The organism is Caulobacter sp. FV2ye17ST, assembly GCF_058680955.1.
In genome coordinates, this window is sequence record NZ_CM178727.1 from 1,829,051 (window position 1) to 1,853,401 (window position 24,351).

Consider the following 24,351-nt stretch of genomic DNA (forward strand, 5'->3'; position numbering starts at 1 on the left):
CTGATCATTGTTCATGTTGCAGCGCGGGGCGATCTGACCGACAACAGCGCGCCTTCGCCCCTCCCGGGGCCTGTTCTGGAGCATGGTTCTGTCCTCGCACCGTGATGAGACGGTTCGCCGCCTCGCAGCCCCCGACATCGCCGCCCGCAAGGGCGGCGTGCCCATCGTCTGCCTGACCGCCTACACCGCGCCGGTCGCGGCGGCCCTGGACGACGCCTGCGACCTGCTGCTGGTCGGCGACTCGCTGGGCATGGTGGTGCACGGCCTGCCCAATACGGTGGGCGTGACCATGGAGATGATGATCCTGCACGGCCAGGCGGTCATGCGGGGCTCTCGCAAGGCCATGGTCGTGGTCGACATGCCCTTCGGCTCCTACGAGGCCTCGCCCGAGGTCGCCTATGCCAACGCCGTGCGGATCATGAAGGAGACGGGCGCCCAGGCCGTGAAGGTCGAGAGCGGTCCCACCGTTCCGGCGACCATCGAATATCTGACCAAGCGCGGCGTGCCGGTCATGGGCCATGTGGGGCTGCGGCCTCAGGCGGTTCTGGTTGACGGAGGTTTCAAGGCCAAGGGCAAGGACGAGGCCGGTCGCGCGTTGATTCTCGACGAGGCGCGTCGCACCGCCGACGCCGGGGCCTTCGCCGTGGTCATCGAGGGCGTGGCCGAGAGCCTGGCCCGCGAGATCACCGCCGCCATCGCCCCGCCCACGATCGGCATCGGCGCCTCGGCCGGCTGCGACGGCCAGATCCTGGTCACCGACGACATGCTGGGCCTGTTCGACTGGACGCCGAAGTTCGTGCGCCGCTACGCCAACCTGAAGGGCGAGATCGAACGCGCCGCCCAGGAATACGCCGACGACGTCAAGGCGCGGACCTTCCCGGGCGAGGCCGAGACCTACTATGCCAAGAAGGGCTAGCCACCACTCCAGCGCCCGTTGCGGCTGGCCCGTTCACGCTATAGGTTCGCCGCCTGCGCTGGCGGCCCTCCGCCGGCCGCATTCTGTTGTAAACCATGCGTCGCCGCCGGATCCGTTCGGCGCCAACGTGTCAGGGCGCTGTTTGCGTCCGTTTCGGAGCCTCGTTCGTGGTCGATGTGTTTGACGAGGTCGAAGAGCAGCTTCGCTCCGACCGTTACAAGACCCTCGCGCTGAAGGCGCTGCCGTGGATCGGCGCCGCGACGGTGGCGGTCGTCATCGGCGTGGGCGCCTACTGGGGCTGGACCGCTTATCAGACCAAGGAAGCGGCCAAGGCGTCCGAGACCTATCAGGCCGCGCTCGAAACCATGGGACGCGACGGACCGGCCAAGGGTTTCCCGGCCATGGAAGCGGTGTCCAAGGGCGGCGCTTCGGGCTACCGCGCCCTGGCCCTGATGCACATGGGCGGCATCCGCCTCGATGAAGGCAAGACCGCCGACGCCGTGCGCTATTTCGACGAAGCGGCCAAGCTTTCTTCCGATCCCGTGATCGGCGACCTGGCGCGCCTCAAATCCGCCTTGGCGCTCATGGATACGGCCTCGTTCAAGGACATCGAAGCGAGGTTGACGCCGTTGGCGGGGGAAAAGAGCCCATATCGCGTGAACGCCAAGGAAGCCCTGGCGTTCGCCAAGCTTCAGGCCGGCGACCTCAAGGGCGCCCGCGAGGACTTCTCGATTCTCGCCAACCTGCTCGACAACAATTCCGAAGGCGTTCGCCAGCGTTCCCAGGCGGCGATGCAGATGATCGACTCCGGCTCGGCCAAGGATCTGGCCGCCGTCGTCAAGGCCTCGATCGCCCTGCCGCCGCCCGCGACCATGCCCATCGCTCCGCAACCCGCGCCGAATAGCGCCCAATGAGCCGCTCCATGAATTCCAAGCGTTCTGTGGCGTTGATCGCGCTGATGTCGGCGGCGGTGACGGTGAGCGGCTGCTCGACGGTCTCCAAGCTCAACCCCTTCGACAAGTCCGAAAAGGACAAGGCCAAGGCCACCCAGGGCCAGCGGATCTCGGTCATCGCTTTTGACCAGAAGGTCGAGGCCGCCGAAGCGCTCAAGGGCACCGAGTTCTACCTGCCCGAACCGGTCGTCCAGACCGAATGGCGCCTGCCGGGCGGCAGCGCCGAGCAGTCGGTTGAGCATGTTGACGCAGGCAAGGCGTTCGAGATCGCCTGGCGCAAGGGCTTTGGCCAGAAGGGCAACCGCAAGTTCCACATCACGGCCCCGCCGGTGGCGACTGCGGACCGGATCTTCGTCATGGACGGGGAATCCACGGTCTCGGCCCTCGACACCAAGACCGGCTCGGTGGACTGGCGCAAGGACCTGCGGCCCTCGGCCGGTCCGGGCAAGGGCGGCTTCTTCGGCTTTGGCGGCGTCAAGAACGACCGGCTGGGCTTTGGCGGCGGTCTGGCCCTGAGCCCCGACAACAAGCTGATCGTCTCGTCAGGCTTCCGTTTCGTGGCCCAGCTCGACGCCGCGACCGGCGCTGAAGCTTGGCGGCAGCCTACCTCGACCCCGATCCACGCTGCTCCGACCGTCGTCGATGGTCGCGTGTTCGTGGTGTCGACCGACAACGAACTGCTGACCTACAACGCCGTCACCGGCGCGCCCGGCTGGACCTATCAGGCCCTGATCGAGCCGGCCCGAATCCTGTCGGCGCCCAGCGTTGCGGTGAGCGGCGACACCGCCGTCGCCGGCTTCGCCTCGGGCGAACTGGTCGCGCTGCGCGCAGCCAACGGCAACGATCTGTGGAGCGAGGCCCTGTCGCGCGCCAGCCGCACCAACGCGCTGTCGGAAATCCGCGACATTCCCGGCCGTCCGGTCATCTATAAGGGCGATGTCTTCGCCGTCAGCCATTCGGGCGTGTTCTCGGCCATCGACCTGCGCACCGGTCAGGCGCGCTGGAGCCTGCCGATCACCGGCATCACCAGCCCCTGGGCCGCAGGCGACGTCGTCTTTGTCGTCGACAAGTCCGGCCAGGTCATCTGCGTCGCCCGCGAGAGCGGCTCGGTCTACTGGATCCGCGACCTCAATGAGGGCCTGGGCCAGACCAAGCGCCAGAAGAAGAAGCTGGCCAAGCATCCGCGCCTTTGGTCGACGCCGATCCTGGCTTCAGGCCGCCTGATCACCGTGTCCAGCGATGGCCAGGCCGTGGCGCTGAACCCCAAGACCGGCGCGACCGAAAAGACCCTGAAGATTGGCGCCTCGGTCCTTCTGGCTCCGATCGCGGTCGGTGACATGGTCTATCTGGTGACTGACGACGCCCAAGTGGTGGCGATCCGCTAAAATCGCCTCGCCCTGCGGGGCGAGGCGGTGTACCGCCATTGTTCCGCGCGGGGCTGACGTGCCACAATCTGCGGGTGTGGGTTGAAGCGTGGGGACAGCATGGATTCGGACGCCGAGAAGAGTTGCCCGGTCTGCGGCGGGCGGCTTCGTCCGTATCGTCGGGACTGGCTTCGCCGCTGCGAGACGTGCGGCGTCCTGCGCTCGAATTTCGAGATCAACATCCCCGCGACGGCCGGCCAGGTGCTGGTCGACGAGTCCATGCGCGAGGCGGGGCTCGAGACGCTGCGTCGTGAAAATAACGGCCGGCTGCTGGCGCGCCTCGCCGCCCTGAAGGCGCCGCCGGCCCGTCTGCTCGACGTGGGCAGCGGTCCGGGCTTTCTGCTGGCCCAGGCGAGGGACGTGGGCTTCCAGGCCGAGGGCGTGGAGCCTGACGCCAATACCGTCGAGGCTGCCCGGGCCGGCGGCGCCACGGTGCGCCATGGCTATTTCCCCGATGTGCTGGAGGCCGGCGAGACCTTCGACGTCATCGTCTTCAACGATGTGCTCGAGCATATCCCAGACTTGGGCGCGGCCCTGACCGCCAGTGTCGAGCGCTTATCGCCGGGCGGCGTGCTGTGTCTGAACTGTCCCGACCGCGACGGCTTCTATTTCCGCACCGCGACGGTGCTCGACGGCTTGGGCATGGGCGGAGCCCTGGCGCGCCTCTGGCAGCGCGGCCTTCCATCGCCGCATATCTGGTACTTCACCGCCAATAATCTCAGCCAGGCGCTGAAACGGCATGGGCTGGACGAGATCGAGCGCCTGAGCCTCGACACGGTCGGCCTGAACGGGCTGTGGGCCCGCATTCGCTGCGTGAAGTCAGAGCCGCTTCTGCTATCGGTTGCGGCCTATCTGTTCGCCGTCGCGACCTATCCGCTGGCGCGTCTTATGCCCAGCGACGCCCAGGTCTGTTTCTTCCGGAAGCCCTGACATGGCGCTGATCGACATCATCCTGTGCTGCGCCTTCAGTCTGACCCTGCCGATCGGCCAGATGCTTTTCAAGCGCGCCGCCCTGAGACACGGCGAGACCTCCGGACCGCTGGCCATCCGGGTGCTGACCAATCATGATCTGGTGATCGCCTGCGCCTGGTATTGCGGGACGGCCCTGTTCTGGTTTCTCATCCTGACCAGGATCCCCCTGGTTACGGCCTATCCCTTCGCCATCGCTGGTTCGGCCAGCGTGCCGCTGGTTTCCAGCGTCGTGTTCAAGGAAAAACTGTCGCGAGATTTCGCCGTCGGTTTCGGCCTGATGCTGCTGGGCCTCACCCTCGTGGTCGCGCCGCCGATCATGCGATAGGCCGCAAAACCCGCCTTGCTTTGCGGGAACGGCAAAAATCGACTACTGCAAGCCCATGCCTTTGAAACTCGCAATTGTCGGACGCCCCAATGTGGGCAAGTCCACGCTGTTCAATCGTCTCGCCGGTAAGAAACTGGCCATTGTCGATGACCAGCCCGGGGTCACCCGTGACCGCCGCTATGCCTCCGGTCGCCTGGGCGACCTTGATCTGGAACTGATCGACACCGCCGGTTTCGAGGATGTCGCGGACGAAAGCCTGGAAGCGCGCATGCGCGCCCAGACCGAAATCGCCGTCGAGGAAGCCGACGTCTCGCTGTTCATCTATGACGCCCGCGAAGGCGTCACGCCGCTGGACGAGGTGTTCGCCACCCTGCTGCGCCGTCGCGGCAAGCCGGTGATCATCGCCGCCAACAAGGCCGAGGGCAAAGCCGGTCAGTCGGGCATCGGCGAGGCCTACAAGCTGGGCCTCGGCGAGCCGATCCCGATCTCGGGTGAACACGGCGAGGGCATGGCCGAGCTGTACGCGGCCATGCTGGCGGCCTTCCCCGAGGACCAGTATTCCGAGGACGAGGACGACGACGACAAGCCGATCCGCATCGCCATCGTCGGTCGCCCTAACGCCGGCAAGTCGACCCTGGTCAACCGCCTGATCGGCGAGCAGCGTCTGCTGACCGGCCCTGAGGCTGGCATTACCCGCGACTCGATCTCGGTCGACTGGCTGTGGGACGGCCGCAAGGTCCGTCTTGTCGACACCGCCGGCCTGCGCAAGAAGGCCAAGGTGCAGGAGAAGCTGGAAAAGCTCTCCACCCAGGACTCGATCCGCGCGGTCACCTTCGCCGAGGTGGTGCTGCTGGTGATGGACGCCACCCACCCCTTCGAGGTTCAGGATCTGCAGATCGCCGACCTGACCGAGCGGGAAGGGCGGGCGCTGGTCTTTGTGCTGGCCAAGTGGGACCTGGTCGAGGACCCTGTCGCCCAGCTGAAGGATTTCCGCGAACACGCCGAGCGCATGCTGCCCCAGCTGCGCGGCGCGCCCGTGGTGGCGCTGTCGGGCGAGACCGGCAAGGGCATCGAGAAGCTGATGCCGGCCGTGATGAAGATCCACAGGGACTGGTCGACCAAGGTCAAGACCCGCGACCTGAACGACTGGCTGCAGATGGCCATGCAGAGGCACCCGCCGCCCGCCGTCAGTGGCAAGCGCGTCAAGCCCAAGTACATGGCCCAGATCAAGGCGCGTCCGCCGACCTTCGTGCTGTTCTCGACCCGCGCCGACCAGATGCCCGAGCACTATCGGCGCTATCTGATCAACTCCCTGCGCGAGAGCTTCGACCTGCCGGGGGTGCCGCTGCGCATCACCATCAAGTCGGGCGCCAACCCCTATGCCGATGGCGAGGCCAAGGGCCACAGCGGCCGGGGCAAGCGCGAGTTCGAGCGCCGCGAACGTGAGGAGGAGCGCATCCGCGCCTCGCGTAACACGGTCAAGAAGTCCAAGCGCATCGCCGATGAGGCCGCGGCGGCTGCCGCTGCCGAAGCGGGCCTGCCACCTCCGGAGAAGGCGCCGGTCAGGGGCCCCAAGAAGTTCGTCAAGGCTGAGGCCAAGACCACCAGCTCTGCCGTCGCTGCGCCTGCCGCCGAGCCCGGTAAGGGCGCCGTCAAGTCGGTCAAGAAGCAGGGACCGCGCGCCCAGAAGAAGGTCTCGAGCACGCCCAGCTACAAGGTGGGCTTCAAGGCCGCCGGCGGCAAGGCGGCCTCGGGACCCAAGCGCCCGGTGGCTGGCTCCAGCATTGTTCGCGGCAACAAGGGACCGGGCAAGCCCAAGGGCCGCTGAAGCCAGGTCATGCCGTCGTCAGGGTCAGCGGCCATGCTGCTGTGCCCCGACGCGGGCATGCACGACAACCGTGGCGATTGGGAAACCAGTGTTCGGTCGCGACTTTTTGTGCCATGGGTAACCCTCAAGTTTAGCGCCTTGGGGGGCTCTATGGTTTCGTTATCTACAAGCGTACCCCGCGTTAGCGGGCGACGTTTCTACGTCGGTATGGCTCTGGTCTTTGTCTTGATTGCCTTTGGCGGGTTCATCCCGACCTATTGGGCCAGGATCGCCAGCGGGACCTTCGGCGGCGCGCCGGTCCTGCATTTCCACGGTTTCTTCTTCTTCACCTGGACGCTGTTCTTCCTGGCCCAGACCTGGATGGTCGCCAGCGGGCGGACCATGGATCACCGCGCCTGGGGCGTTGCCGGGGTGTCGCTGGCGACCGCCATGGCCTTCACCGTGGTGCTGGCGGCGATCAACTCGATGAAGGTGGCCGATGCGGTCGGGTTCGGCGACGCGGCGCGGCGATTCTCGATCGTCTCGCTCAGCGCCCTTTTGCTGTTTGCTGGGCTGTTCACTGCCGCGATCGTCAATGTGCGAAAGCCGGAGGTGCACAAGCGGCTGATGCTGCTGGCCATGATCCCGCCGATGCAGGCGGCGATGGCCCGGCCGTTCGCCGTGATGATGGCGCCGTCTGGCCCGGCCGGGCCGCCGCCGATCTTTGTGTCGGTCCCGCCAGGCCTGGTGGTCGATCTGCTGATTGTCGCCGCCATGGTCTATGACTGGCGCACCCGAGGGCGGCCGCACCCTGTCTATGTCTTTGGCGGACTTCTGGTTCTGGCTCAGCAGCTGTCGGTGATCCCCATCGGCGGCAGCGACACGTGGATGTCCATCGCCCTTTGGATCCAGCACCTGGCGCCGTGATGATCTAGCCGAGGCTGGCCGACTCCTGCCCGCGCTCCTTGAACCGCGCCACGCCCCTGGGCGGTTCGCGGTCGGGACGCACCAGGTCGATGATGTAGGGAACGATCGTCTCGGGGGCCGGAACGGTCATCGGATCCTCGCCCGGGAACGCGCCCGAGCGCATCTTGGTGCGCATGGCGCCGGGATCGACGCACAGGGCGCGGACAGCCGTGTTCTCCATCTCGTCGGCATAGCAGTCGACGATGGCTTCCAGGCCCGCCTTGGAGGCCGCGTAGCCGCCCCAGAACGCCCGGTGGGTCTTGGCGACGCTGCTGGTCAGGAACAGGGCCCGGCCGGCGTCGGAGGCGCGCAGCAGCGGATCCATGGCCCGGATCAGGCGCCAGTTGGCCGTCAGGTTGGTCGACATGATCATGTCCCAGCCCTTGGGGTCCAGATGCCCCACCGGGGTGAGGGCGCCCAGCACGCCGGCCGCGCCGACCACGATGTCCAGCTTGCCCCAGCGCTGGTGCAGGGCCGCGCCCAGCTGGTCCAGACCGTCGGCCTCGCGCAGGTCCAGCGGCACGAGGGTGGCGTGCTCGCCCGTCGCGGCGAAAATGCTGTCGTCCAGGGCTTCGAGCGCGCCCTGGGTGCGTCCGAGGGCCACGACGTGCGCACCGGCTTCCGCCAGGCCCAGGGCGATGGCCGCGCCGATGCCGCGCGTCGCGCCGGTGACCAGGGCGACACGGCCCGCGAGCGGTTTTGCTGAAGAATCCATGGGGGCTTTTAGCGGGTGCCGGGGGCTTCTTGAAGCCCGTCCGTCACGTCATCGGCCGGACGCTTGGCATAGTGCTGGGCGATCACCGAACAGGCCATCAGCTGGATCTGGTGGAAGGTCATCAGGGGCAGCACCAGAACCCCGGCGGTGGCGCCCGGAAACAGGATACCGGCCATGGGCACGCCGGTGGCCATGCTCTTCTTGGAGCCACAGAAGACAATGGCGATCTCGTCGGCTTTGGAGAAACCCAGGGCGCGCGCGCCGAAGGTGGTGGCCAGCAGGACGACGGTCAGGAGGGCGCCGCAGACGGCCAGCAGCAGCACCAACTCCAGCGGCGAGACCCGTTTCCACAGACCGCCGACCACGGCGGCGCTGAAGGCAGAATAGACGACCAGCAGGATCGAGCCGCGATCGACATAGCCGACCAGCTGCTTGTGCTTCTCGATCCAGCGCCCCACCCACGGCCGGGCCAGCTGGCCGACGACGAAGGGCAGGAGCAGTTGAATGAGGATGTCCTGGATCGACTTCCATCCGCCCGCGCCCGCCTCGGCGTGCATCAGCAGGCTGACCAGCACGGGGGTCAGGAAGATACCCAGCAGGTTGGAGGCAGAGGCCGCGCAGACCGCGGCGGCGACATTGCCTCGGGCGATCGAGGTGAAGGCGATGGACGACTGAACCGTCGACGGCAGACAGGCCAGGAACACCATGCCCGCCGCCATGGTGGGCGACAGGATCCCGGTCCTGGCGGCCAGAAGGCCCAGGATCGGGAACAGGATGTAGGTGAAGGCCAGTATGGTCAGGTGTAGCCGCCAGTGGGTGACCCCGGCGACCACGGCCTCGCGCGACAGCTTGGCGCCGTGCAGGAAAAACAGCAGGGCGATGGCCAGCTTGACCACGACACCCAGCCCGGCGGCCAACTCGCCGCGCACCGGCAGCACCGAGGCCAGCACCACCATGCCAAACAGCAGGATGATGTAGACGTCGATCTTCAGCCTGGAGAGCAGCCGGGAAAGTCCGTTCATCAGGCCGGGTTACGCGCTGAGCAGCGACAGCTGCTTGTCATTGGCCTCGTTACGGCCTTCGGCGATCTCGCGGTCGGTCAGGCGGGTGGGATAGTCGCCGGTGAAATAGTGGTCGGTGAACTGCGGGGTCACCGGATCGCGCGGGCCGGCTTCCAGCGCCTGGTACAGGCCGTCGACCGACAGGAAGCCCAGGCTGTCGACTTCCAGGAACCGGGCCATTTCCTCCAGCGACTTGTTGGCCGCCAGCAGTTGCTCGCGCTCCGGCATGTCGATGCCGTAGAAGTCGGGCCACTTGATCGGCGGGCTGGCCGAGCGGAGGTGGACCTCCTTGGCGCCGGCCTCGCGGACCATGCGCACGATCTTCAGCGAGGTGGTGCCACGCACGATCGAGTCGTCGATCAGGATGACGCGCTTGCCTTCCAGCACGGCGCGGTTGGGGCTGTGCTTCATGCGCACGCCCAGTTCGCGGACGCCCTGGGTCGGCTGGATAAAGGTGCGGCCCACATAGTGGTTGCGGATGATGCCCAGGTCGAAGGGCAGGCCGCTTTCCTGCGCATAGCCGATGGCGGCCGGAACGCCGCTGTCGGGCACGGGCACCACGACATCGGCCTCGACGCCGGTTTCGATGGCCAGGCGCTGGCCCATGCGCTTGCGCACGTCATAGACCGAGCGGCCGTTCACGACGCTGTCGGGACGGGCGAAGTAGACATATTCGAACACGCAGGGCCGGGCGGCCACGGTGCTGAAGGGCTTGAGGGACTTCACGCCGGTTTCGGAGATCACCACCATCTCGCCGTGCTCGATGTCACGCACGAAGCGGGCGCCGATCATGTCGAGGGCGCAGGTTTCGGAGGCCAGGACCGGCTGGCCGTCCAGATCGCCCAGCACCAGCGGGCGGATGCCCAGCGGATCGCGGACGCCGATCATCTTCTTGTTGGTGATGGCCACCAGGGCGTAGCCGCCCTCGATCTGCGCGACGGCGTCGATGAAGCGGTCGACGATGCGGGCCTTTCGCGAGCGGGCGATCAGGTGAAGGATCACCTCGCTGTCGCTGGTGGACTGAAAGATCGCGCCTTCCTGGACCAGACGTTCGCGCAAGGACAGGAAGTTGGTCAGGTTGCCGTTGTGGGCGATGGCGACGCCGCCGGTTTCCAGGTCCGCGAACATCGGCTGGACGTTGCGGATCCCGCTGCCGCCGGCCGTGGAATAACGGGTGTGGCCGATGGCCATATTGCCGGGCAGGCGCTGAACCAGGTCGTTGCCGGTAAAGGCGTCGCCGACATGGCCCATATGGCGTTCGGTATGGAAGCGCTGGCCGTCGAAGGCGGCGATGCCGCACGCCTCCTGGCCGCGATGCTGCAGGGCGTGGAGGCCCAGGGCGGTGATGGCGGCGGCGTCGCGGACGCCGTAGACCCCGAACACACCGCACTCCAGGCGCAGGGTGTCGTCTTCGGGATCACGCCACGGGGCGGAGGAGTACCGATCGGTCGACTGGCCGATAAAGCTCATCGCGATTTCTCCACCAGATCGTCGAGGTCACGACGCTGGTTCTGATCATAGTCTGTTTCGCCGGATTTTCCGTCCGACGGATTGTCGCTGGTCCCGCGCACCGCGCCTTCGATGGCTGGCGCAAGCTTTCCCGCCAGTTCGCCGCCCTTGGGCGCGAACACTTTCAGCACCTTGGCGCTGGCGGCGGACAGGGGATAGAAGATCGACCGCTGGACCCAGGCCGGCACGCGATCAGGCGGCGTGGCCATGTGGAACAGCATGTTGAAGACGCCCAGGATCACCAGGGCGCGCATCAGGCCAAAGCCGGCGCCGACCACGCGGTCCAGCAGACCCAGCGAGCTTTCATGCAGGCCGGCGGTCATGCGTCCGCCGATGAAGCGCAGCACGACGAAAGCCGCCGCGAAGACCACCAGCAGGGCGCACGCCGTCGCCGCCCAGTCGGGGTCCATAAGGTCGCGAAAGATCGGACCGCTGATGCGCAGGCCGAAGAGGGCGATGGCGGCGGCAAAGATGAAGGACAGGGCCGAGGTCAGCTCGCGCGACGCGCCGCGCGCAAAGCCGATCGAACTGGAGGTGATCAGCAGCAGGCCGGCGATGATGTCGAAAGGCGTCACGTCAGCTGGCCCCAGATCTCGTCGCCGATGCGGCGCACCGCGTCGGCAAGCCGCGCGACCCCTGCCACTGGCAAGGCGCCGCCGCCTTCAGGCAGGCCGGAAAGCGATGACAGCGCCCGGCCAAACCCCAGTTTTGCGGCTTCCTTCAAACGTGTCTCCATCCGGCTCACCGGCCGCACCTCGCCCGACAGGCTGACCTCGCCGAACACGACGCAGTCCTGGGGCAGGGCGATATCGAGGGCTGAAGAGGCCAGGGCCGCCGCCGCCGCGAGATCCGCCGCCGGCTCTGTAATGCGCAGGCCGCCAGCGACGTTCAGATAGACGTCCTTGTCGCCAAAACCAAGGCCGCAGCGTGATTCAAGTACGGCCAGCACCATGGCGAGGCGCCCTGAGTCCCAGCCCACGACGGCCCGCCGCGGCGTTCCGTAGGCTGACGGCGACACCAGGGCCTGGAATTCCACCAGGACGGGCCGCGAGCCCTCGATGCCGGCGAACACCGCTGCGCCCGCCGCGCGTTCACCGCCCTCGTTGAGGAACAGGGCCGAGGGGTTCTTGACCTCGCGCAGGCCGACATCGCCCATCTCGAAGACCCCGATCTCGTCGGTGGCCCCGAAACGGTTCTTGGCGCCGCGCAGGATGCGGAACGGATAGCCGCGCTCGCCCTCGAACGAGAGCACGGCGTCGACCAGGTGCTCCACCACGCGCGGACCGGCGATCTGGCCGTCCTTGGTGACGTGGCCGACCATCAGGATCGCCACGCCCTTCTTTTTGGCCAGGCGCACCAGTTCCTGGGCGCAGGCGCGGACCTGGGTGACCGTGCCGGGGCCCGCCTCGTGGGCGTCGCTCCACATGGTCTGGATCGAGTCGATCACGACCAGGTCGAAATTGTCGCGTTTCAGCCCGTCCAGGATGTCGCGCAGGCTGCTCTCGGCCGCCAGCTTGACCGGCGCCTTCTCGAAGCCCATCCGGTGGGCGCGCCCGCGGATCTGCGCCACGGCCTCCTCGCCGGAGATGTAGGCGCAGGACACGCCCTTCATCGAAGCCCGGGCCACCACCTCCAGCAACAGGGTCGATTTCCCGACGCCAGGGTCGCCGCCGATCAGGATGGCTGACCCGGGCACCACCCCGCCACCACAGACGCGGTCGAACTCGTCGACCCCGGTGATGATGCGAGGCGGGGCGGGGGTGTCGCTTTCCAGATCGGTGAACTGCAGGCCGCGCGTGCGAGTGGCCTTGGTGACGGAAAGCGCGCCGGGCGCTCGCGCGCCGACTTCTTCGGCCAGGGTATTCCAGGATTGGCAGGCCGGGCATTGTCCCGACCATTTGGTCTGGACCGCCCCACAGGACTGGCAGGCGTAAACGGCGCCGTCACGGGCCATGGAAGCTCCTGATTCTCGGATGAGTGGAGACTACAGGGTGACGGGGCCGTGCGCCAAAGGCGGACGTGGGTTTAAGCGATCACTCGCCGGGCCCGGGGCGCGATACGGGTCAGCAGCTCATAGGCCGTGGTGCCCGCCGCCGCCGCCGCGTCGTCGACGGGCAGGTCCGGGCCGATGAGCTGCATCATCGCGCCGGGCCGGGCGGAGTCGCAGTCGGTGATGTCGACGGCGATCAGGTCCATGGAGACCCGGCCCAGCATCGGACGGCGTTGGCCGTCGAACCACACCGCGCCGCGCGGATGGGCCGAGCGCGGTACGCCGTCGGCATAGCCGGCCGCCAGGATGGCGACCCGGGTATTGTCGGTCGCCGTATAGGTCGCGCCATAGCCGATGCTTTCGCCGCGCGGCACGTTGCGGGTCTGGAGGATCGGGGCCTCAAAGGTGACAACGGCCTTGATCCGCGCATCGGGGACATCGCGGGGGCCGCCGCCATACAGGCTGACGCCGGGGCGGACCTGATCGAAGCAGTAGGCGCCGCCCAGGAAGATGCCCGCCGAATTGGCCAGGCTGCGGCGAGCGTGCGGGAACAGGGTGGCGGCTTCGTGGAAGCGCTCCAGCTGTTTCACGTTCAGCGGATGTCCCGGCTCGTTGGCGCAGGCCAGGTGGCTCATCACCTGGGTGATCTCGACATGCTTGAGCCGGTCCATGGCGCCCAGCAGGACGCGGACCTCTTCCAGACGCAGGCCCAGGCGGTTCATGCCGGTGTCGACATGCAGCGTCGCGGTCAGACGGCCGCCGCGCGCGTGGCTGTTCCAGGCTTCGATCTGCGGCAGGCTGTTGAGCGCGGGCGTCAGACGCGCCGCTTCCATCGCGGCGGCCGAACCCGGCGGGACGCCGTCCAGCACGTGGATGGTGGCGTCGCGGTCGCCCAGGCTCTGGCGCAGGGCCAGACCCTCGGAAAGGCGGGCGGTGTAGAAGCTGCGCGCGCCTTCATCCCACAGACGATCGGCGACGATCGACGCGCCCACGCCGTAGCCGTCGGCCTTCACCGCCGGGGCAATCTCCGCGCCGCAGGCAGTGTCCCGCAGGGCGCGATAATTGGCGGCCAGAGCCTCAAGGTCGATCGTCAGGCGGCTGTCGGAAGGATCGGTCACGAGGGCTCGGCAAGCAGGGAAGCGGCGGTTCAGGGCGTAGCGGAGCCGGCCGGGCTTTTCCAGCTAGAACGCGCCGGGATGGGTCGCCAGGAACACCGAGACCAGGTTCTCGAACCCCGAGGCGGTGATCTGCACGCCGATGCACAGCAGCAGGAACGCCACCAGCCGTGACAGCACCCGGGCGCCGGACTGGCCCAGTAGACGCGTAACACGGCCCGAGGCGCGGTAGAGCAGCCAGACCAGGATCGCCACCCCCGCCGCCGCCAGTCCCGCGCCCAGGAAGAAGGCCACGGCGCTGCCCTGGGTGGGGCGCTGTGATGACAGGGCGATGGCCACCGAGATCGAGCCGGGTCCCGTCGTGAACGGCATGGTCATCGGGAAGAAGGCGATGTCTTCCTGGCGCTTGGCCGGTTCGGTGTCGCTGGTCTTGCGGTCTTCGTGCTCCTGCGGGTCCATCAACAGGCCCCAGGCCCGGATCGCCACCACCAGGCCGCCGGCCACCCGCAGGGCGCCCAGGCTGACGCCGAAGAAGTTGAGGATATAGCCGCCCAGCAGCAGCGACCCCAGCAGCACCAGGAAGGAGTAGAAGCCGATGCTGCGGGCCAGCTTGCGACGTTCCTCCTGACCCCGACTGCCCATCGCCTGGTCGAAGATCAGCGAGGCGCCGACCGGATTGACGATCGAGAACAGGGCCGGAAAGGCCAGCAGGAAGGCGCCGATCAGGCTGGAGACGGGCAGGGGGCTGAAATCCACGGGCGACTCGTCGATCAGGAGGGCGGGCGGGAGACCCTCGCCCGATGCGGCTTCCTAGGTCAAACCGGCGCTTACTCGTCCGACGGAATATTCCGCGCCTGGGCGAAATAGTGATCGCGCGCCAGGTTGCCGAAGCGGGTGGTGTCGCTGTTGAACGACAGCCGAACCGTGCCGATGGGGCCGTGGCGCTGCTTGGCGATGATCACTTCGGCCAGACCCTGCAGGCGGTCCATATCCTCCTGCCAGGTCAGGTGTTCGGGCGTGCCTTCGCGCGGTTCGGCGCGGCCGACATAGTAGCTTTCGCGATAAACGAACCAGACCATGTCGGCGTCCTGCTCGATCGAGCCGGATTCACGAAGGTCGGACAGTTGCGGGCGCTTGTCCTCGCGCTGCTCGACCTGGCGCGACAGCTGCGACAGGGCGATGACCGGACAGCCCAGCTCCTTGGCCAGGGATTTCAGGCCCATGGTGATCTGGCTGACTTCCTGAACGCGGTTGGCGTTGGAGCCAAGGTCGGAGCCGGTCACCAGCTGAAGGTAGTCGACGACCACCAGGTCCAGGCCCACCTGGCGCTTCAGGCGTCGCGCCCGGGCCGTCAGCTTGGCGATCGAGATACCACCGGTGGCGTCGATATAGAGCGGCGCTTCCTGCAGCTCCATGGCCGCGTCGCGCACGCGGCCAAACTCCGAGGCGTCGATCTCGCCCTTGCGGAGGCGGTCGCCCGAGACGCCCGAGGCGTCGGCCAGCATACGCAGGGCCAGCTGCTCGGCGCTCATTTCCAGCGAATAGAAGGCCACGACGCCGCCCTGGACGGTCTTCTTGGTGCCGTCCGGCTGGATCTCGTAGGCGTATTTACGGGCGATGTTGAAGGCGATGTTGGTGGCCAGGGCGGTCTTGCCCATCGAAGGACGGCCGGCCAGGACGATCAGGTCGGAAGGGTGCAGGCCGCCGACCTTTTGGTCGAGGTCGGTCAGATCGGTGGCGACACCGGACATGCCGCCGTCGCGGCTATAGGCCTCGGCCGTCATCTCGACCGCGCCGCGCAGCGCGTCGCCGAAGGTGACGAAGCCGGAGGATGCCGTACCGCTTTCGGCCAGGGTGTAGAGCTGCTGCTCGGCCGACTCGATCTGATCGCGGGCCGGGCGGACCTCGTCGCCGCCGCCGTGGGCGACCGAGGCGATCTCGCCGCCGATGCGGATCAGGTCGCGGCGCAGAGCCAGATCGAACACGGCGCGGGCATAGTCGCCGACATTGGCGGCCGGCGGCGCGCGGTCGACCAGGTCGGCCAGATAGCGCAGACCGCCCAGTTCCTCGAAGGCGGGGTCCTTCTTGAACTCGTCGGCCAGCAGGATCGGCTCGGCCAGCTGGCCCTTGCGGATATGGGTCTCGATCGACTGGAACAGCCGCTGGTGAAAGGGCTCGTAGAAATGGCGGCCGTTCAGCGCGTCGGTCAGCCGCTCATAGGCCGCGTTGTCGTACAGCAGCACGCCCAACAGCGCCTGCTCGGCTTCCAGGTTGTGCGGCGCGACGGCGATGGTGATGTCCGCATGCGGCGGACGCAGATCGAGAGCAGGGACCAGAGACATCGTCGCAGGTTAACGCATCGCGCGCGCGCCGTGTGGGCGCGCGCTTCACATGAGTGGGGATGTTTTATGTATGTTCCGGGTCGTCGATGTCGCACGAGAAAGGCGCGGAGATCGCTCTCCGCGCCTTTCCAAGCTCATGCTGGGTCAGATCACCAGTTGTAGCTCACCCGGGTGTAGAGGAATCGCCCGTTGAAGCCGAACGGCGAGTAGTTGGGGAAGCCGACCACGCCGCTGGTGCTGTTGTTGGCGGCCGGCGTGCGGTTGGGATATTCGTCCAGCAGGTTGTTGGCCCCGACCGCCCAGCTCAGCTTGTCATCGAGGAAGGCGCGCCGGGCCTCCAGATCGACCACGGCCTTCTCGCCGGTCTCGTAGTCCAGGCTGGCGGTGGCGTTGGGCTGCAGCACCGAGCCATAGGCGGTCACCCGCAGGGTGGCGGCCCAGGGGCCCTTGGACCAATCGGCGGCCGCCACGTATTTGTGGCTCGGGGTGCCTTCCTCGAAGGTCAGCACGTTGACGCGGCCAAACAGGGTCGGCGGCACGGGCAGGGACGACAGGGTGTTGGTGGTCGGCAGGCGGGTGACTTCGGTGTCGTTGAAGTTGGCCGCCAGGGTGAAGTCGAAGCGCCCGGCCGTCTCGGCGTTGAGACGGTAGCGTCCGACCACGTCGACGCCCTTGGTGGTGGTGTCGACGCCGTTGATGAAGAACCGCGCCGTGGTCACGCCGAACGACGGGAACAGCAGGTTGTAGATGGCCCGCTGGGTGGCGGTGCCCGTGGCGCTGCCCTGGATGTTCTCCGACAGCACGATGCGGTTTTCGATGTCGATCTGATAGGCGTCGATCGTCAGTTCGAACGGGCCCTTATGATAGACGAGGCCCAGCGAATAGTTGGTGCTTTCTTCCGGTTCCAGCGGCCTGGCGCCGAGCACGGCGGCCACGGCGCTGGTGGCCGGGAAGGTCCCGACCTCGGTCGGCGTGCTGCCGATGATGTTGGTCGAGGTGGCGGTGAAGTATTGCTGTTGCAGGGCCGGAGCGCGGAAGCCAGTCGACACGGCGCCGCGCAGGGCGAAGCTGTCGATGAAGTCATAGCGCGCGGCGATCTTGCCCGTGGTCGTCGATCCAAAGTCCGAATAGTCCTCGAAGCGGGCCGCGACGCTGACGTCGAGCTTTTCGGTGACCTGGTTATCGAGGTCGACGTACAGGCTGTAGTTGTGCCGGCTGTTGTCGACTTCGTTGCTGGGGCGGAAGCCCGGGAAGCCTTGCGAGCCGACATTGCTGCTCAGCCCACCGTTGGAATAGGAATAGAGGTCGCCAGCGGTGATCTTGTAGGTCTCGTCCCGATATTCAACGCCGAACGCCAGGGTCGAGGGCTTGGCGAAGTTGAACAGCGTCAGCGGCCGGGTGAAGTCCACCGAGCCGACGAACTGGCCATATTCCATGACCCCGGCGTCGAACAGCGTTGGCGAGGCCGCGCCGTAGGAGGTGTTGAGCGAGTCGCGCACCCCGTAGTGGATCTTGTTGGCGCCGTAGGTGACGCTGGCGTCGACGGTGAAGCCGCCCAGTTCGCCCTTGGTTCCCAGGGCCAGGTTGTAGTCGTCGATGTCGGTGGTGATCTTGGGCAGGAAGCCGTTGGGATAGATGGCCACGACATTGGTGGAGGCGTTGGCCAGGCGCGGGAAGGCCGCGCTCTGGGTCTTGCGGTTCTGGTATCCGGCCCAGCCGTAGGCGCTCCAGGTCTCGTTCAGCGCCAGGCCGGCATTGGCGTAGATCGCCTTGCTCTCGACCTGGGCGTCGCCATAACGACCCGTGACGATGCCGGGGCTGAAGGCCGAGCTGACGTCGCTGCGGTTGGTTGGATTGCGGTGCGAGACGTCGCCGGTCAGGGTCAGGAAGCCGTCATTGGGCAGGCTGAAGCCCTGCCAGACCGAGGCGGTGTAGGTCACGCCGTCATGGGCCTTGCGGCCGTCGAGGTCGCGGGAGGTCTTCACTTCGGAATTGTAGAGACCGTAGCTGGCCCTGGCGCCGCCGCCGCTGCGGGCCTCGCGCAGACGCAGGTTGACCACCCCGGCGATGGCGTCCGAGCCGTATTGGGCCGCCGCGCCTTCACGCAGGATTTCGACGCGCTCAAGGGCGGCGGTCGGAATGGTGTTGAGGTCGAAGGCGGCCGAGCCGCGGCCGACCGCGCCGTTGATGTTGACCAGGGCGGCGGCGTGGCCGCGCTTGCCATTGATCAGCACCAGGGTCTGGTCGGGCGCCAGGCCGCGCAGGGTGGCGGGGCGCACAGAGTCGGTGCCGTCCACGGCCGAAGGACGCGGGAAGTTGATCGAGGGAGCCAGGTTCGACAGCGCCTGGGCCAGCTCCGTGGTGCCCTGGCGGGCCAGGGCCTTGTTGTCGACGACATCGACAGGTGACACGGTGTCGAGGCGCGAGCGGCCAGCGGCGCGGGTGCCGGTGACAACGACTTCCTCGACGATGGCGTTGTCGGCGGACGGGGCGGTCTGGGCGTTGGCGACGCCGGACAGGGCCGTGAACGAGACGGCGGCCAGGAGCAGGTTTCTATAGCGCATGTGTGTCCCCTCGGATGTCTCCGGGAGGCGGTGAACGCTCTTTTGCCCCGGAGCAGGGGAGTGCAGTCTCCCCTATCGGAAAGATGGGAATTAAGGGCGGCGCCTACAAGCTGAGCATTTCTGGCCGTCAGTGCAGAAAAAAACGGCGCGGATTGCTCCGCGCCGTTTCTCGATAGATCACCGATCCGGAAAGGATCAGGACTCGTAGTGGTCGCCTTCGAACGAACCGGCGCCACCGGCGGCCATGTCCGAGGCCGCTTCGGCGTCAGCCGCGCGGTCTTCTTCGAATTGTGCGGCGATGACGTTTTCGCCGCGCGCTTGACGCTCGGCTTCGTCGGCGCTGCGCGCGATGTTGAGGGTGACCGTAACGGTCACTTCAGCATGCAGCTTCACCTTCACTTCGTGAACGCCCAGCGTCTTGATCGGCTTGTCCAGGACGATCATCGAGCGATCGACCTTGCCGCCTTCGGCCTTGATGGCGTCGGCGACATCGCGACCCGCGACCGAACCGTACAGCTGGCCGCTTTCGCCAGCCTGACGGATCATCACGTATTGCGTGCCGTCGAGGGTCTCGCCGACAGCGCCGGCGGCTTCGCGGTTCTTCACGTTGCGCACTTCGATTTCAGCGCGCTGAACTTCGAAGGACTTCAGGTTGGCGGCGTTGGCGCGCAGGGCCTTGTGACGCGGCAGCAGGAAGTTACGGGCGAAGCCGTCCTTCACGGTGACGACGTCGCCGAGGGTGCCAGTGCCTTCAACGCGTTCGAGCAGAATGACTTTCATCGTGGTGTCTCCCTTACTTCACGACGTAGGGGAGCAGAGCCAGGAAGCGGGCGCGCTTGATGGCCTTGGCCAGTTCGCGTTGCTTCTTGGCCGACACCGCGGTGATGCGCGACGGAACGATCTTGCCGCGCTCGGAAACGTAGCGCTGCAGGAGCTTGACGTCCTTGTAGTCGATCTTCGGAGCGTTGGCGCCGGAGAACGGGCACACCTTGCGGCGGCGGAAAAACGGGCGGCGGGCGCCGCCAGCGGCGGGCGCGCCAGCGCCGGCTTCGGGAGCAGTGGTATCGGTCATGATCTCTCTTCTCCCTTACGCGGCCGCGAATTCGTCGCGCGGACGGTCCGAACGCTCGGGGCGCTCGCTACGTTCGCGGTCACGACGGGCCAGAACCGGCGACAGTTCCAGGTCCAGCTCTTCCACGCGGATGGTCATGAAGCGCAGGACGTCTTCATTGATCAGCAGCTGGCGCTCGACTTCCTTGACGGCCGGCGCCGGAGCGTCGATGGCGAGCAGGGAATAGTGGCCCTTGCGGTTCTTCTTGATGCGATAGGTGAGGTTACGCAGGCCCCAGTATTCGATCTTGGCGATGTGACCGCCGCCTTCTTCGATCAGGGCTTTGATTTGCTCGTTCAGAGCTTCGGCCTGTTGCGGCGAGATATCCTGCCGCGCGATGACCACGTGTTCGTAGAACGCCATGTTTTCCTTCTTCCGGTTTGGACAGCGGCGCGATCGAAGGCGGAAGTCCGACGACCACGATGGTTCCAGAGCGCCGAGCGGGAAATCCCGTACCCGTGAGGGCTGCGCCAAAGACCGCCATCCGTGAGAACGCGCGCTACTACAGGAGAAGGCGCGGCGAAGCAAGATTGCTTTGTCCCGCCGCATTTTTCGACATTCGGGAGGCCGTGGCGAAACCGGCGGGCGAAGCGGACAGCTTCACCTTGCCGCAAGGACAGCTTGTGCTAGGAAGCAGGGCATGAAGTCTAGCGCTGTCATCAGCGCCCTCGGGGCCTTTGCGCTGTCGGCGAGTTTCGCCGCTCCAGCTGCGGCCCAGGCGATTCAGAAGCCCGACCTGTCGGTTTCCGCCAGCGACGGCCGCTTCACCGGCTATTCGGCCGCCCTGCCGCTGGATCTCTCCACCGACACCGAGAGCGCCCGGTTCACCGCCAGGGTCGCGGGGACTCTGGAAAGTCCGACCTACGATCTGGATCTCAACCTGAGCCAGAAGCCCGATGAGGCGCGGACCGGCAAGCGCTCCCTGGCCCTGGGCGCCTCGTGGAACGACCGCGAGGCCCGGCTGCGCTCCTCGATGTCGAAGATGTTTGGTTTCGGCGTCCTGCCGCGCGCCAACTATGTCAGCGTCTCGATGGACATGAACGCCAGCCAGGTCATCGCCGTCCCCGGCCAGATCCCGGTGGCGCGGGCCAATGTGCGCTCGGCCCTGACCCTGGATGGCAAGCCGATCGGGTCCATCGCCGTCGGCGGCGGCTCGATGGGCGACGAGGGCGTCGATCTCAGCTTCACGCGTCCGTTCGACATTCCCGCCGAGTTCACCGTCAGCCTGCGGGCCGCCGCCACCCATGAAGAATGGCGGGTCCAGGACAGCCGCTTCATGGTCAAGCTGGTGAAGGCGAACTGGTAGCCTGTCGCTTCGCCGCCGTGACGGCGGCGAACCTCGCCAGATAGTTCGGGTGCTCGGTGCCCATCAGGCGATCCCACCAGGTGAAATAGAGCCCGTAGTTATAGCCGGCCTGAGCGTGATGCAGGTCGTGGTGCGTCACGGTGGTCAGCCAGGGCAGCAGCGGGCGGCCGTCCCCGCGGGCCGGAAACAGCTCATAGCCGCTGTGGCCGATGGTGTTGCGGGCGATCTGGTGCAGCACAAACAGCCCGATGACCGGCCACTGGGTCGGGACGATCAGCATCCACAGCGGCACGAACAGCGCGGCGATCACGGCCTCGCCCAGATCGAAGCTATAGGCGGTGAAGGGCGAGGGATTGTTCGACCTGTGATGCCGGCGGTGGAAGGTCCGGAACAGCCGCCGGTCATGGATCAGCCGGTGGGTCCAGTAGAACCAGGCGTCGTGGCCGATGATCATCAGGACAAGGCTGGTCCAGAACCAGACGGGTCCCAGGTCGCGCGCGATGTAAGGGCCCTGCATCAGGCCGGCGCGAAACAGGCCGAAGGTCAGCAGTCCCATTGTCGAGAAGATCATGATCGAGCGGATCGAGATCAGGAACTCAAGGACCAGCTGGCGGGCCGGCGGCCGCGTATCGCGGATCTTGCGTCCGGCCAGGGGGCGGGCCAGCACGACCCAAAGGATCAGCCAGACGCCGACTGAAAACAGCACATAGCGGGTGACATCGGCCTGCATGGCGGTCAGCCAGCTGTGGGCGAAGGGCAGTAGGGCATCGGACATGGGTGGCTCCTTGGGGGTGAACGCCACCAGGGAAGCTGTTGGGGAGCGACAGGTCGCGCCGTTCTCGAAATCAGGCGCGTTTGTCGGCTTTCGACGCGGCTTGCGCGGTTTCGACCAGTCGCAGATGCGGCAGGGCCGGCGTCGCCTCTTGACGCCAGGTGGTCGGTGGAACGCCGACGGCGGCCCGGAAGGCGCGGTTGAAGGGGCCCAGAGAACCAAAGCCCAGCTCATAGGCGATGGTCGAGACAGACTTCAGGGCCTGTTCCGGATCGGCGAGCGCGACCTTGGCCGACTCGACCCGCCGGCCGTTGACGTAGTCGGCGAAATTGCGATGGCCCAGCACGCCGTTGATCAGCCTGCGCAGGCGATGCTCCGGCGCGCCGACCAGGGCGGCGAGGGCGCCGATCGACAGGTCCTCGCCGCGCCAGACTTCGTTCTCGGTCATGGCCTTTTCCAGGCGGGCCAGAACCAGGCGATCAGCGGGCGTCAGATCAAGCGCTTCGGCAGGCTTGGGCGTGGGCGTGACGTCGGATGCCACGGCCGCCTGCACGAGCATGGGTTCGGCGCGCAACAACGCCAGGGCCGCCCCTATCCCCAGAGCGGCGAGAGCCAGGGCCTGAACCAGGCTGGGCAGCACCGGGCCCTGTCCGAAGCCGAAGTCGCAGAGGTTCTGGATGAACATGTAGCCGGTCGCCGCGGCGGCGAGCGGCGCGCGAAGGCGGCGGCGACGCTCCACCAGATCGATGCGCCAGCCCCGCCAGGCGGTCAGCAGGATGTGGCAGTGGATGCCCACCGAGGCGGCGGCGAACAGCCACCATATGGCTGCGCGCGCCGGAGACGGGGGCAAAAACGCGCCTGCCGCCCACAGGGCCAGGACGCCCCCGGGGACAGAGAAGCGCCAGAGCGGGATGGAAGGTTCATCCTCGAAGAGCACCGAGCAGAACAGCCAGAACACGCCGGCCGCCGACGCTGACAGGGCCCAGGTCACAACGCCGTGGTGCCGGCTTTCAGTGTAAAAGAAATGGCTGTCGATGACGTGAGCGATGGCGCAGGCCATCATCAGAACGCCGACCCAGCGGGTTGGGGTCATCTTGCGGCTGGCGCCGAGGGCGACGGCCGTGGCGGCGAAGGCGCCGACGGCGACGCCACGGACCCCGATCTCGAGGGCGGCGAACGGAATCTGGGCGGGATCGGTCATGGCCGATCGTCTCCGTCAGCCTCGCGACATTCAAGCCGCGAGGCTGGTCGAAACCGGAAAGTGCTGGCTACTTCTTGGCCTTGTAGGCCTTCACCGCGTCCATGGTCTTGGTGACGTGGCCGACGAAGTTGCCGTCGGTATAGGCCATCAGGATCTTGCCGTCGGGCGCGATGACGTAAGAGGTGCGGTTGGACCAGCCGCCCGGCATCGGCAGGGCGACGTCATAGGCCTTGACTAGCCCGTCCGGCGCGGCGGCCACGGCGAACTTGTCGCGGCAGTGCTCCTTGGAGAAGGCCTTGATCTTGTCGACATTGCCGGCCGTCACGCCGATCACCGTCGCGCCCAGCTTTTCGAAGTCAGGCGTCGCTTCGGCGAATTCGTGCGCCTCGGCGGTGCAGCCGGCGGTGTAGGCGGCCGGGAAGAAGTAGAGCACCACCGGTCCCTTCTTCAGCGCCTTGGACAGGCTGAAGCTGTAGTCGGCGCCCGCCAGCGCGGCGGGGGCGGTGAAGTCGGGGGCCTTGTCGCCTGGCTTCAGGGCGGCCAGGGCGGGCGTGGCGGCGAGTACGGCGAAGGCCGCGAGGCCGGCGGTCAGGCGGTTCATGGGAAACTCCAGGCTATGAGCAGCGGCGCAGCTACGCCTGCGCTCTGGCGGTGGATGCGAATGCCCGTCATGAATAACCGTATTCTCCCAGCTTCCAAACCGTCTGTTGCATCGCTACCTGCGAGGGCGAACCGGGAGGGCGGCATGACCGAGCGCGACGATGAAATTCCAACCCTGGCGGAATGGGCCGGCGGTCCGGAACGGCTGCGGGCGCTGTTCGACGCCTTCTACGCCAAGGTTCCGAACGATCCGATCCTGGCGCCAGTCTTCGCCGGGATGAATCCGAAACATGCCGAGCACGTCGCGGCCTTTGTCGGCGAGGTGTTCGGCGGTCCTAAGGCCTATACGGAAAGCGGCGGTGGGCATGCTTCGATGATCGGTCACCACCTGGGCCGTCACCTCACCGAGACGCAGCGCCGGGCCTGGGTTTCACTCATGCTGGACACCGCCGACGCGGTCGGCCTGCCGGGTGATCCCGAGTTCCGCGCCGCCTTTGTCGGCTACCTGGAGTGGGGCACGCGCCTGGCCGTGATCAACTCGGCCGAGGGCGTCGCGGCGCCGGAGGGTGATCCGCCCATGCCCGTCTGGGGCTGGGGCCCACCCGGCGGACCCTGGCGCGGTTGAGTCGGACCGGGCCGACTTGCCGCCCGACGACCTTTGGCCTAACCCTCCGCCCCCAAGAATGACTTTGAATCTCTAGC

Annotated in this window: 24 protein-coding genes; 9 read left to right on the top strand and 15 right to left on the bottom strand. The window is 67.0% G+C overall.

From position 1 onward, the window contains the following. Window positions 1–88: 88 nt before the first annotated feature. From panB to ACW17V_RS08945, 7 genes are all read left to right on the top strand, one after another. The gene (panB, locus tag ACW17V_RS08915) at window positions 89–916 is read left to right on the top strand and encodes a 3-methyl-2-oxobutanoate hydroxymethyltransferase (protein WP_492108771.1); all 828 of its coding nucleotides are present in this window, start codon (window positions 89–91) and stop codon (window positions 914–916) included. Window positions 917–1,083: 167 nt separating this feature from the next. After that, window positions 1,084–1,830: a tetratricopeptide repeat protein gene (locus ACW17V_RS08920; protein WP_492108470.1), complete on the top strand. Its 747-nt coding sequence runs from the start codon at window positions 1,084–1,086 to the stop codon at window positions 1,828–1,830. Beyond that, complete coding sequence (locus tag ACW17V_RS08925) at window positions 1,827–3,254, top strand: PQQ-like beta-propeller repeat protein (protein WP_492108471.1); 1,428 nt, start codon at window positions 1,827–1,829, stop codon at window positions 3,252–3,254. Before ACW17V_RS08920 ends, ACW17V_RS08925 begins: the two co-directional genes overlap by 4 nt. A 99-nt stretch (window positions 3,255–3,353) precedes the next feature. After that, the gene (locus ACW17V_RS08930; protein WP_492108472.1) at window positions 3,354–4,223 is read left to right on the top strand and encodes a class I SAM-dependent methyltransferase; all 870 of its coding nucleotides are present in this window, start codon (window positions 3,354–3,356) and stop codon (window positions 4,221–4,223) included. Between the two features lies 1 nt (window position 4,224). Continuing rightward, a complete protein-coding gene (locus ACW17V_RS08935; RefSeq protein ID WP_492108473.1) occupies window positions 4,225–4,590 on the top strand; it encodes a hypothetical protein in 366 nt (121 codons plus the stop codon). A 55-nt stretch (window positions 4,591–4,645) separates the two neighbouring features. Then, complete coding sequence (gene der / locus ACW17V_RS08940) at window positions 4,646–6,418, top strand: ribosome biogenesis GTPase Der (protein WP_492108474.1); 1,773 nt, start codon at window positions 4,646–4,648, stop codon at window positions 6,416–6,418. Between the two features lie 207 nt (window positions 6,419–6,625). Next, window positions 6,626–7,324, top strand: coding sequence for a hypothetical protein (locus ACW17V_RS08945; protein WP_492108475.1), 699 nt, complete (start codon window positions 6,626–6,628; stop codon window positions 7,322–7,324). 4 nt (window positions 7,325–7,328) lie between these two features. Here the strand turns inward: ACW17V_RS08945 and ACW17V_RS08950 are convergent, their stop codons facing one another. The 12 genes from ACW17V_RS08950 to rpsF all read right to left on the bottom strand — a co-directional run bounded on the left by ACW17V_RS08950 (window position 7,329) and on the right by rpsF (window position 20,133). Then, a complete protein-coding gene (locus ACW17V_RS08950) occupies window positions 7,329–8,078 on the bottom strand; it encodes an SDR family NAD(P)-dependent oxidoreductase (protein ID WP_492108476.1) in 750 nt (249 codons plus the stop codon). Between the two features lie 8 nt (window positions 8,079–8,086). Next, complete coding sequence (locus ACW17V_RS08955) at window positions 8,087–9,100, bottom strand: bile acid:sodium symporter family protein (protein WP_492108477.1); 1,014 nt, start codon at window positions 9,098–9,100, stop codon at window positions 8,087–8,089. Between the two features lie 9 nt (window positions 9,101–9,109). Further along, on the bottom strand, window positions 9,110–10,609 hold the full coding sequence (gene purF, locus ACW17V_RS08960) for an amidophosphoribosyltransferase (RefSeq protein ID WP_492108478.1): 1,500 nt from the start codon (window positions 10,607–10,609) through the stop codon (window positions 9,110–9,112). Next, the gene (locus ACW17V_RS08965) at window positions 10,606–11,223 is read right to left on the bottom strand and encodes a CvpA family protein (protein WP_492108479.1); all 618 of its coding nucleotides are present in this window, start codon (window positions 11,221–11,223) and stop codon (window positions 10,606–10,608) included. The genes purF and ACW17V_RS08965 overlap by 4 nt, the downstream gene beginning before the upstream one ends. Further along, entirely contained in the window at window positions 11,220–12,602 is a 1,383-nt protein-coding gene (gene radA, locus ACW17V_RS08970; RefSeq protein WP_492108480.1) for a DNA repair protein RadA, read from the bottom strand. The genes ACW17V_RS08965 and radA overlap by 4 nt, the downstream gene beginning before the upstream one ends. A 71-nt stretch (window positions 12,603–12,673) precedes the next feature. Then, the gene (alr, locus tag ACW17V_RS08975; protein WP_492108481.1) at window positions 12,674–13,756 is read right to left on the bottom strand and encodes an alanine racemase; all 1,083 of its coding nucleotides are present in this window, start codon (window positions 13,754–13,756) and stop codon (window positions 12,674–12,676) included. 63 nt (window positions 13,757–13,819) lie between these two features. After that, window positions 13,820–14,509 carry a MarC family protein gene (locus ACW17V_RS08980; RefSeq protein WP_492108482.1) on the bottom strand — a complete coding sequence of 230 codons (690 nt, stop codon included), beginning with the start codon at window positions 14,507–14,509 and terminating at the stop codon, window positions 13,820–13,822. 71 nt (window positions 14,510–14,580) lie between these two features. Continuing rightward, entirely contained in the window at window positions 14,581–16,095 is a 1,515-nt protein-coding gene (locus ACW17V_RS08985) for a replicative DNA helicase (protein ID WP_492108483.1), read from the bottom strand. A gap of 149 nt (window positions 16,096–16,244) precedes the next feature. Further along, window positions 16,245–18,659 (bottom strand): TonB-dependent receptor plug domain-containing protein, encoded by a 2,415-nt coding sequence (locus ACW17V_RS08990; RefSeq protein ID WP_492108484.1) that lies wholly within the window; start codon window positions 18,657–18,659, stop codon window positions 16,245–16,247. Between the two features lie 195 nt (window positions 18,660–18,854). After that, window positions 18,855–19,439 carry a 50S ribosomal protein L9 gene (rplI, locus tag ACW17V_RS08995; RefSeq protein WP_062146216.1) on the bottom strand — a complete coding sequence of 195 codons (585 nt, stop codon included), beginning with the start codon at window positions 19,437–19,439 and terminating at the stop codon, window positions 18,855–18,857. A gap of 13 nt (window positions 19,440–19,452) precedes the next feature. After that, the gene (gene rpsR, locus ACW17V_RS09000; protein WP_419255182.1) at window positions 19,453–19,731 is read right to left on the bottom strand and encodes a 30S ribosomal protein S18; all 279 of its coding nucleotides are present in this window, start codon (window positions 19,729–19,731) and stop codon (window positions 19,453–19,455) included. 15 nt (window positions 19,732–19,746) lie between these two features. Further along, window positions 19,747–20,133: a 30S ribosomal protein S6 gene (gene rpsF / locus ACW17V_RS09005; RefSeq protein WP_035048307.1), complete on the bottom strand. Its 387-nt coding sequence runs from the start codon at window positions 20,131–20,133 to the stop codon at window positions 19,747–19,749. Window positions 20,134–20,410: 277 nt separating this feature from the next. Here rpsF and ACW17V_RS09010 point away from each other — a divergent pair, with 277 nt between their 5' ends. Continuing rightward, window positions 20,411–21,076: a hypothetical protein gene (locus tag ACW17V_RS09010; RefSeq protein ID WP_492108485.1), complete on the top strand. Its 666-nt coding sequence runs from the start codon at window positions 20,411–20,413 to the stop codon at window positions 21,074–21,076. Here ACW17V_RS09010 and ACW17V_RS09015 read toward each other — a convergent pair. From ACW17V_RS09015 to ACW17V_RS09025, 3 genes are all read right to left on the bottom strand, one after another. Then, window positions 21,051–21,851 carry a sterol desaturase family protein gene (locus ACW17V_RS09015; RefSeq protein WP_492108486.1) on the bottom strand — a complete coding sequence of 267 codons (801 nt, stop codon included), beginning with the start codon at window positions 21,849–21,851 and terminating at the stop codon, window positions 21,051–21,053. The two genes, ACW17V_RS09010 and ACW17V_RS09015, sit on opposite strands and share 26 nt — an antisense overlap. A 70-nt stretch (window positions 21,852–21,921) precedes the next feature. Beyond that, window positions 21,922–23,049, bottom strand: coding sequence for a helix-turn-helix domain-containing protein (locus ACW17V_RS09020; protein ID WP_492108487.1), 1,128 nt, complete (start codon window positions 23,047–23,049; stop codon window positions 21,922–21,924). A 67-nt stretch (window positions 23,050–23,116) separates the two neighbouring features. Further along, window positions 23,117–23,650, bottom strand: coding sequence for a peroxiredoxin (locus ACW17V_RS09025; RefSeq protein ID WP_492108488.1), 534 nt, complete (start codon window positions 23,648–23,650; stop codon window positions 23,117–23,119). A gap of 144 nt (window positions 23,651–23,794) precedes the next feature. On the opposite strand from ACW17V_RS09025, the gene ACW17V_RS09030 reads away from it, so the two are divergent. Continuing rightward, window positions 23,795–24,274, top strand: a complete 480-nt coding sequence (locus ACW17V_RS09030) for a group II truncated hemoglobin (protein ID WP_492108489.1) — start codon at window positions 23,795–23,797, stop codon at window positions 24,272–24,274. Window positions 24,275–24,351 lie beyond the last annotated feature (77 nt).

Coding starts and splice junctions, on each gene's coding strand:
- ACW17V_RS08925 (WP_492108471.1), top strand. CDS start 1,827: ATGAGCCGCTCCATGAATTCCAAGCGTTCTGTGGCGTTGATCGCGCTG.
- ACW17V_RS08930 (WP_492108472.1), top strand. CDS start 3,354: ATGGATTCGGACGCCGAGAAGAGTTGCCCGGTCTGCGGCGGGCGGCTT.
- ACW17V_RS08935 (WP_492108473.1), top strand. CDS start 4,225: ATGGCGCTGATCGACATCATCCTGTGCTGCGCCTTCAGTCTGACCCTG.
- der (WP_492108474.1), top strand. CDS start 4,646: ATGCCTTTGAAACTCGCAATTGTCGGACGCCCCAATGTGGGCAAGTCC.
- ACW17V_RS08945 (WP_492108475.1), top strand. CDS start 6,626: ATGGCTCTGGTCTTTGTCTTGATTGCCTTTGGCGGGTTCATCCCGACC.
- ACW17V_RS08950 (WP_492108476.1), bottom strand. CDS start 8,078: ATGGATTCTTCAGCAAAACCGCTCGCGGGCCGTGTCGCCCTGGTCACC.
- ACW17V_RS08955 (WP_492108477.1), bottom strand. CDS start 9,100: ATGAACGGACTTTCCCGGCTGCTCTCCAGGCTGAAGATCGACGTCTAC.
- purF (WP_492108478.1), bottom strand. CDS start 10,609: ATGAGCTTTATCGGCCAGTCGACCGATCGGTACTCCTCCGCCCCGTGG.
- radA (WP_492108480.1), bottom strand. CDS start 12,602: ATGGCCCGTGACGGCGCCGTTTACGCCTGCCAGTCCTGTGGGGCGGTC.
- ACW17V_RS08985 (WP_492108483.1), bottom strand. CDS start 16,095: ATGTCTCTGGTCCCTGCTCTCGATCTGCGTCCGCCGCATGCGGACATC.
- ACW17V_RS08990 (WP_492108484.1), bottom strand. CDS start 18,659: ATGCGCTATAGAAACCTGCTCCTGGCCGCCGTCTCGTTCACGGCCCTG.
- rplI (WP_062146216.1), bottom strand. CDS start 19,439: ATGAAAGTCATTCTGCTCGAACGCGTTGAAGGCACTGGCACCCTCGGC.
- rpsR (WP_419255182.1), bottom strand. CDS start 19,731: ATGACCGATACCACTGCTCCCGAAGCCGGCGCTGGCGCGCCCGCCGCT.
- rpsF (WP_035048307.1), bottom strand. CDS start 20,133: ATGGCGTTCTACGAACACGTGGTCATCGCGCGGCAGGATATCTCGCCG.
- ACW17V_RS09010 (WP_492108485.1), top strand. CDS start 20,411: ATGAAGTCTAGCGCTGTCATCAGCGCCCTCGGGGCCTTTGCGCTGTCG.
- ACW17V_RS09015 (WP_492108486.1), bottom strand. CDS start 21,851: ATGTCCGATGCCCTACTGCCCTTCGCCCACAGCTGGCTGACCGCCATG.
- ACW17V_RS09020 (WP_492108487.1), bottom strand. CDS start 23,049: ATGACCGATCCCGCCCAGATTCCGTTCGCCGCCCTCGAGATCGGGGTC.
- ACW17V_RS09025 (WP_492108488.1), bottom strand. CDS start 23,650: ATGAACCGCCTGACCGCCGGCCTCGCGGCCTTCGCCGTACTCGCCGCC.
- ACW17V_RS09030 (WP_492108489.1), top strand. CDS start 23,795: ATGACCGAGCGCGACGATGAAATTCCAACCCTGGCGGAATGGGCCGGC.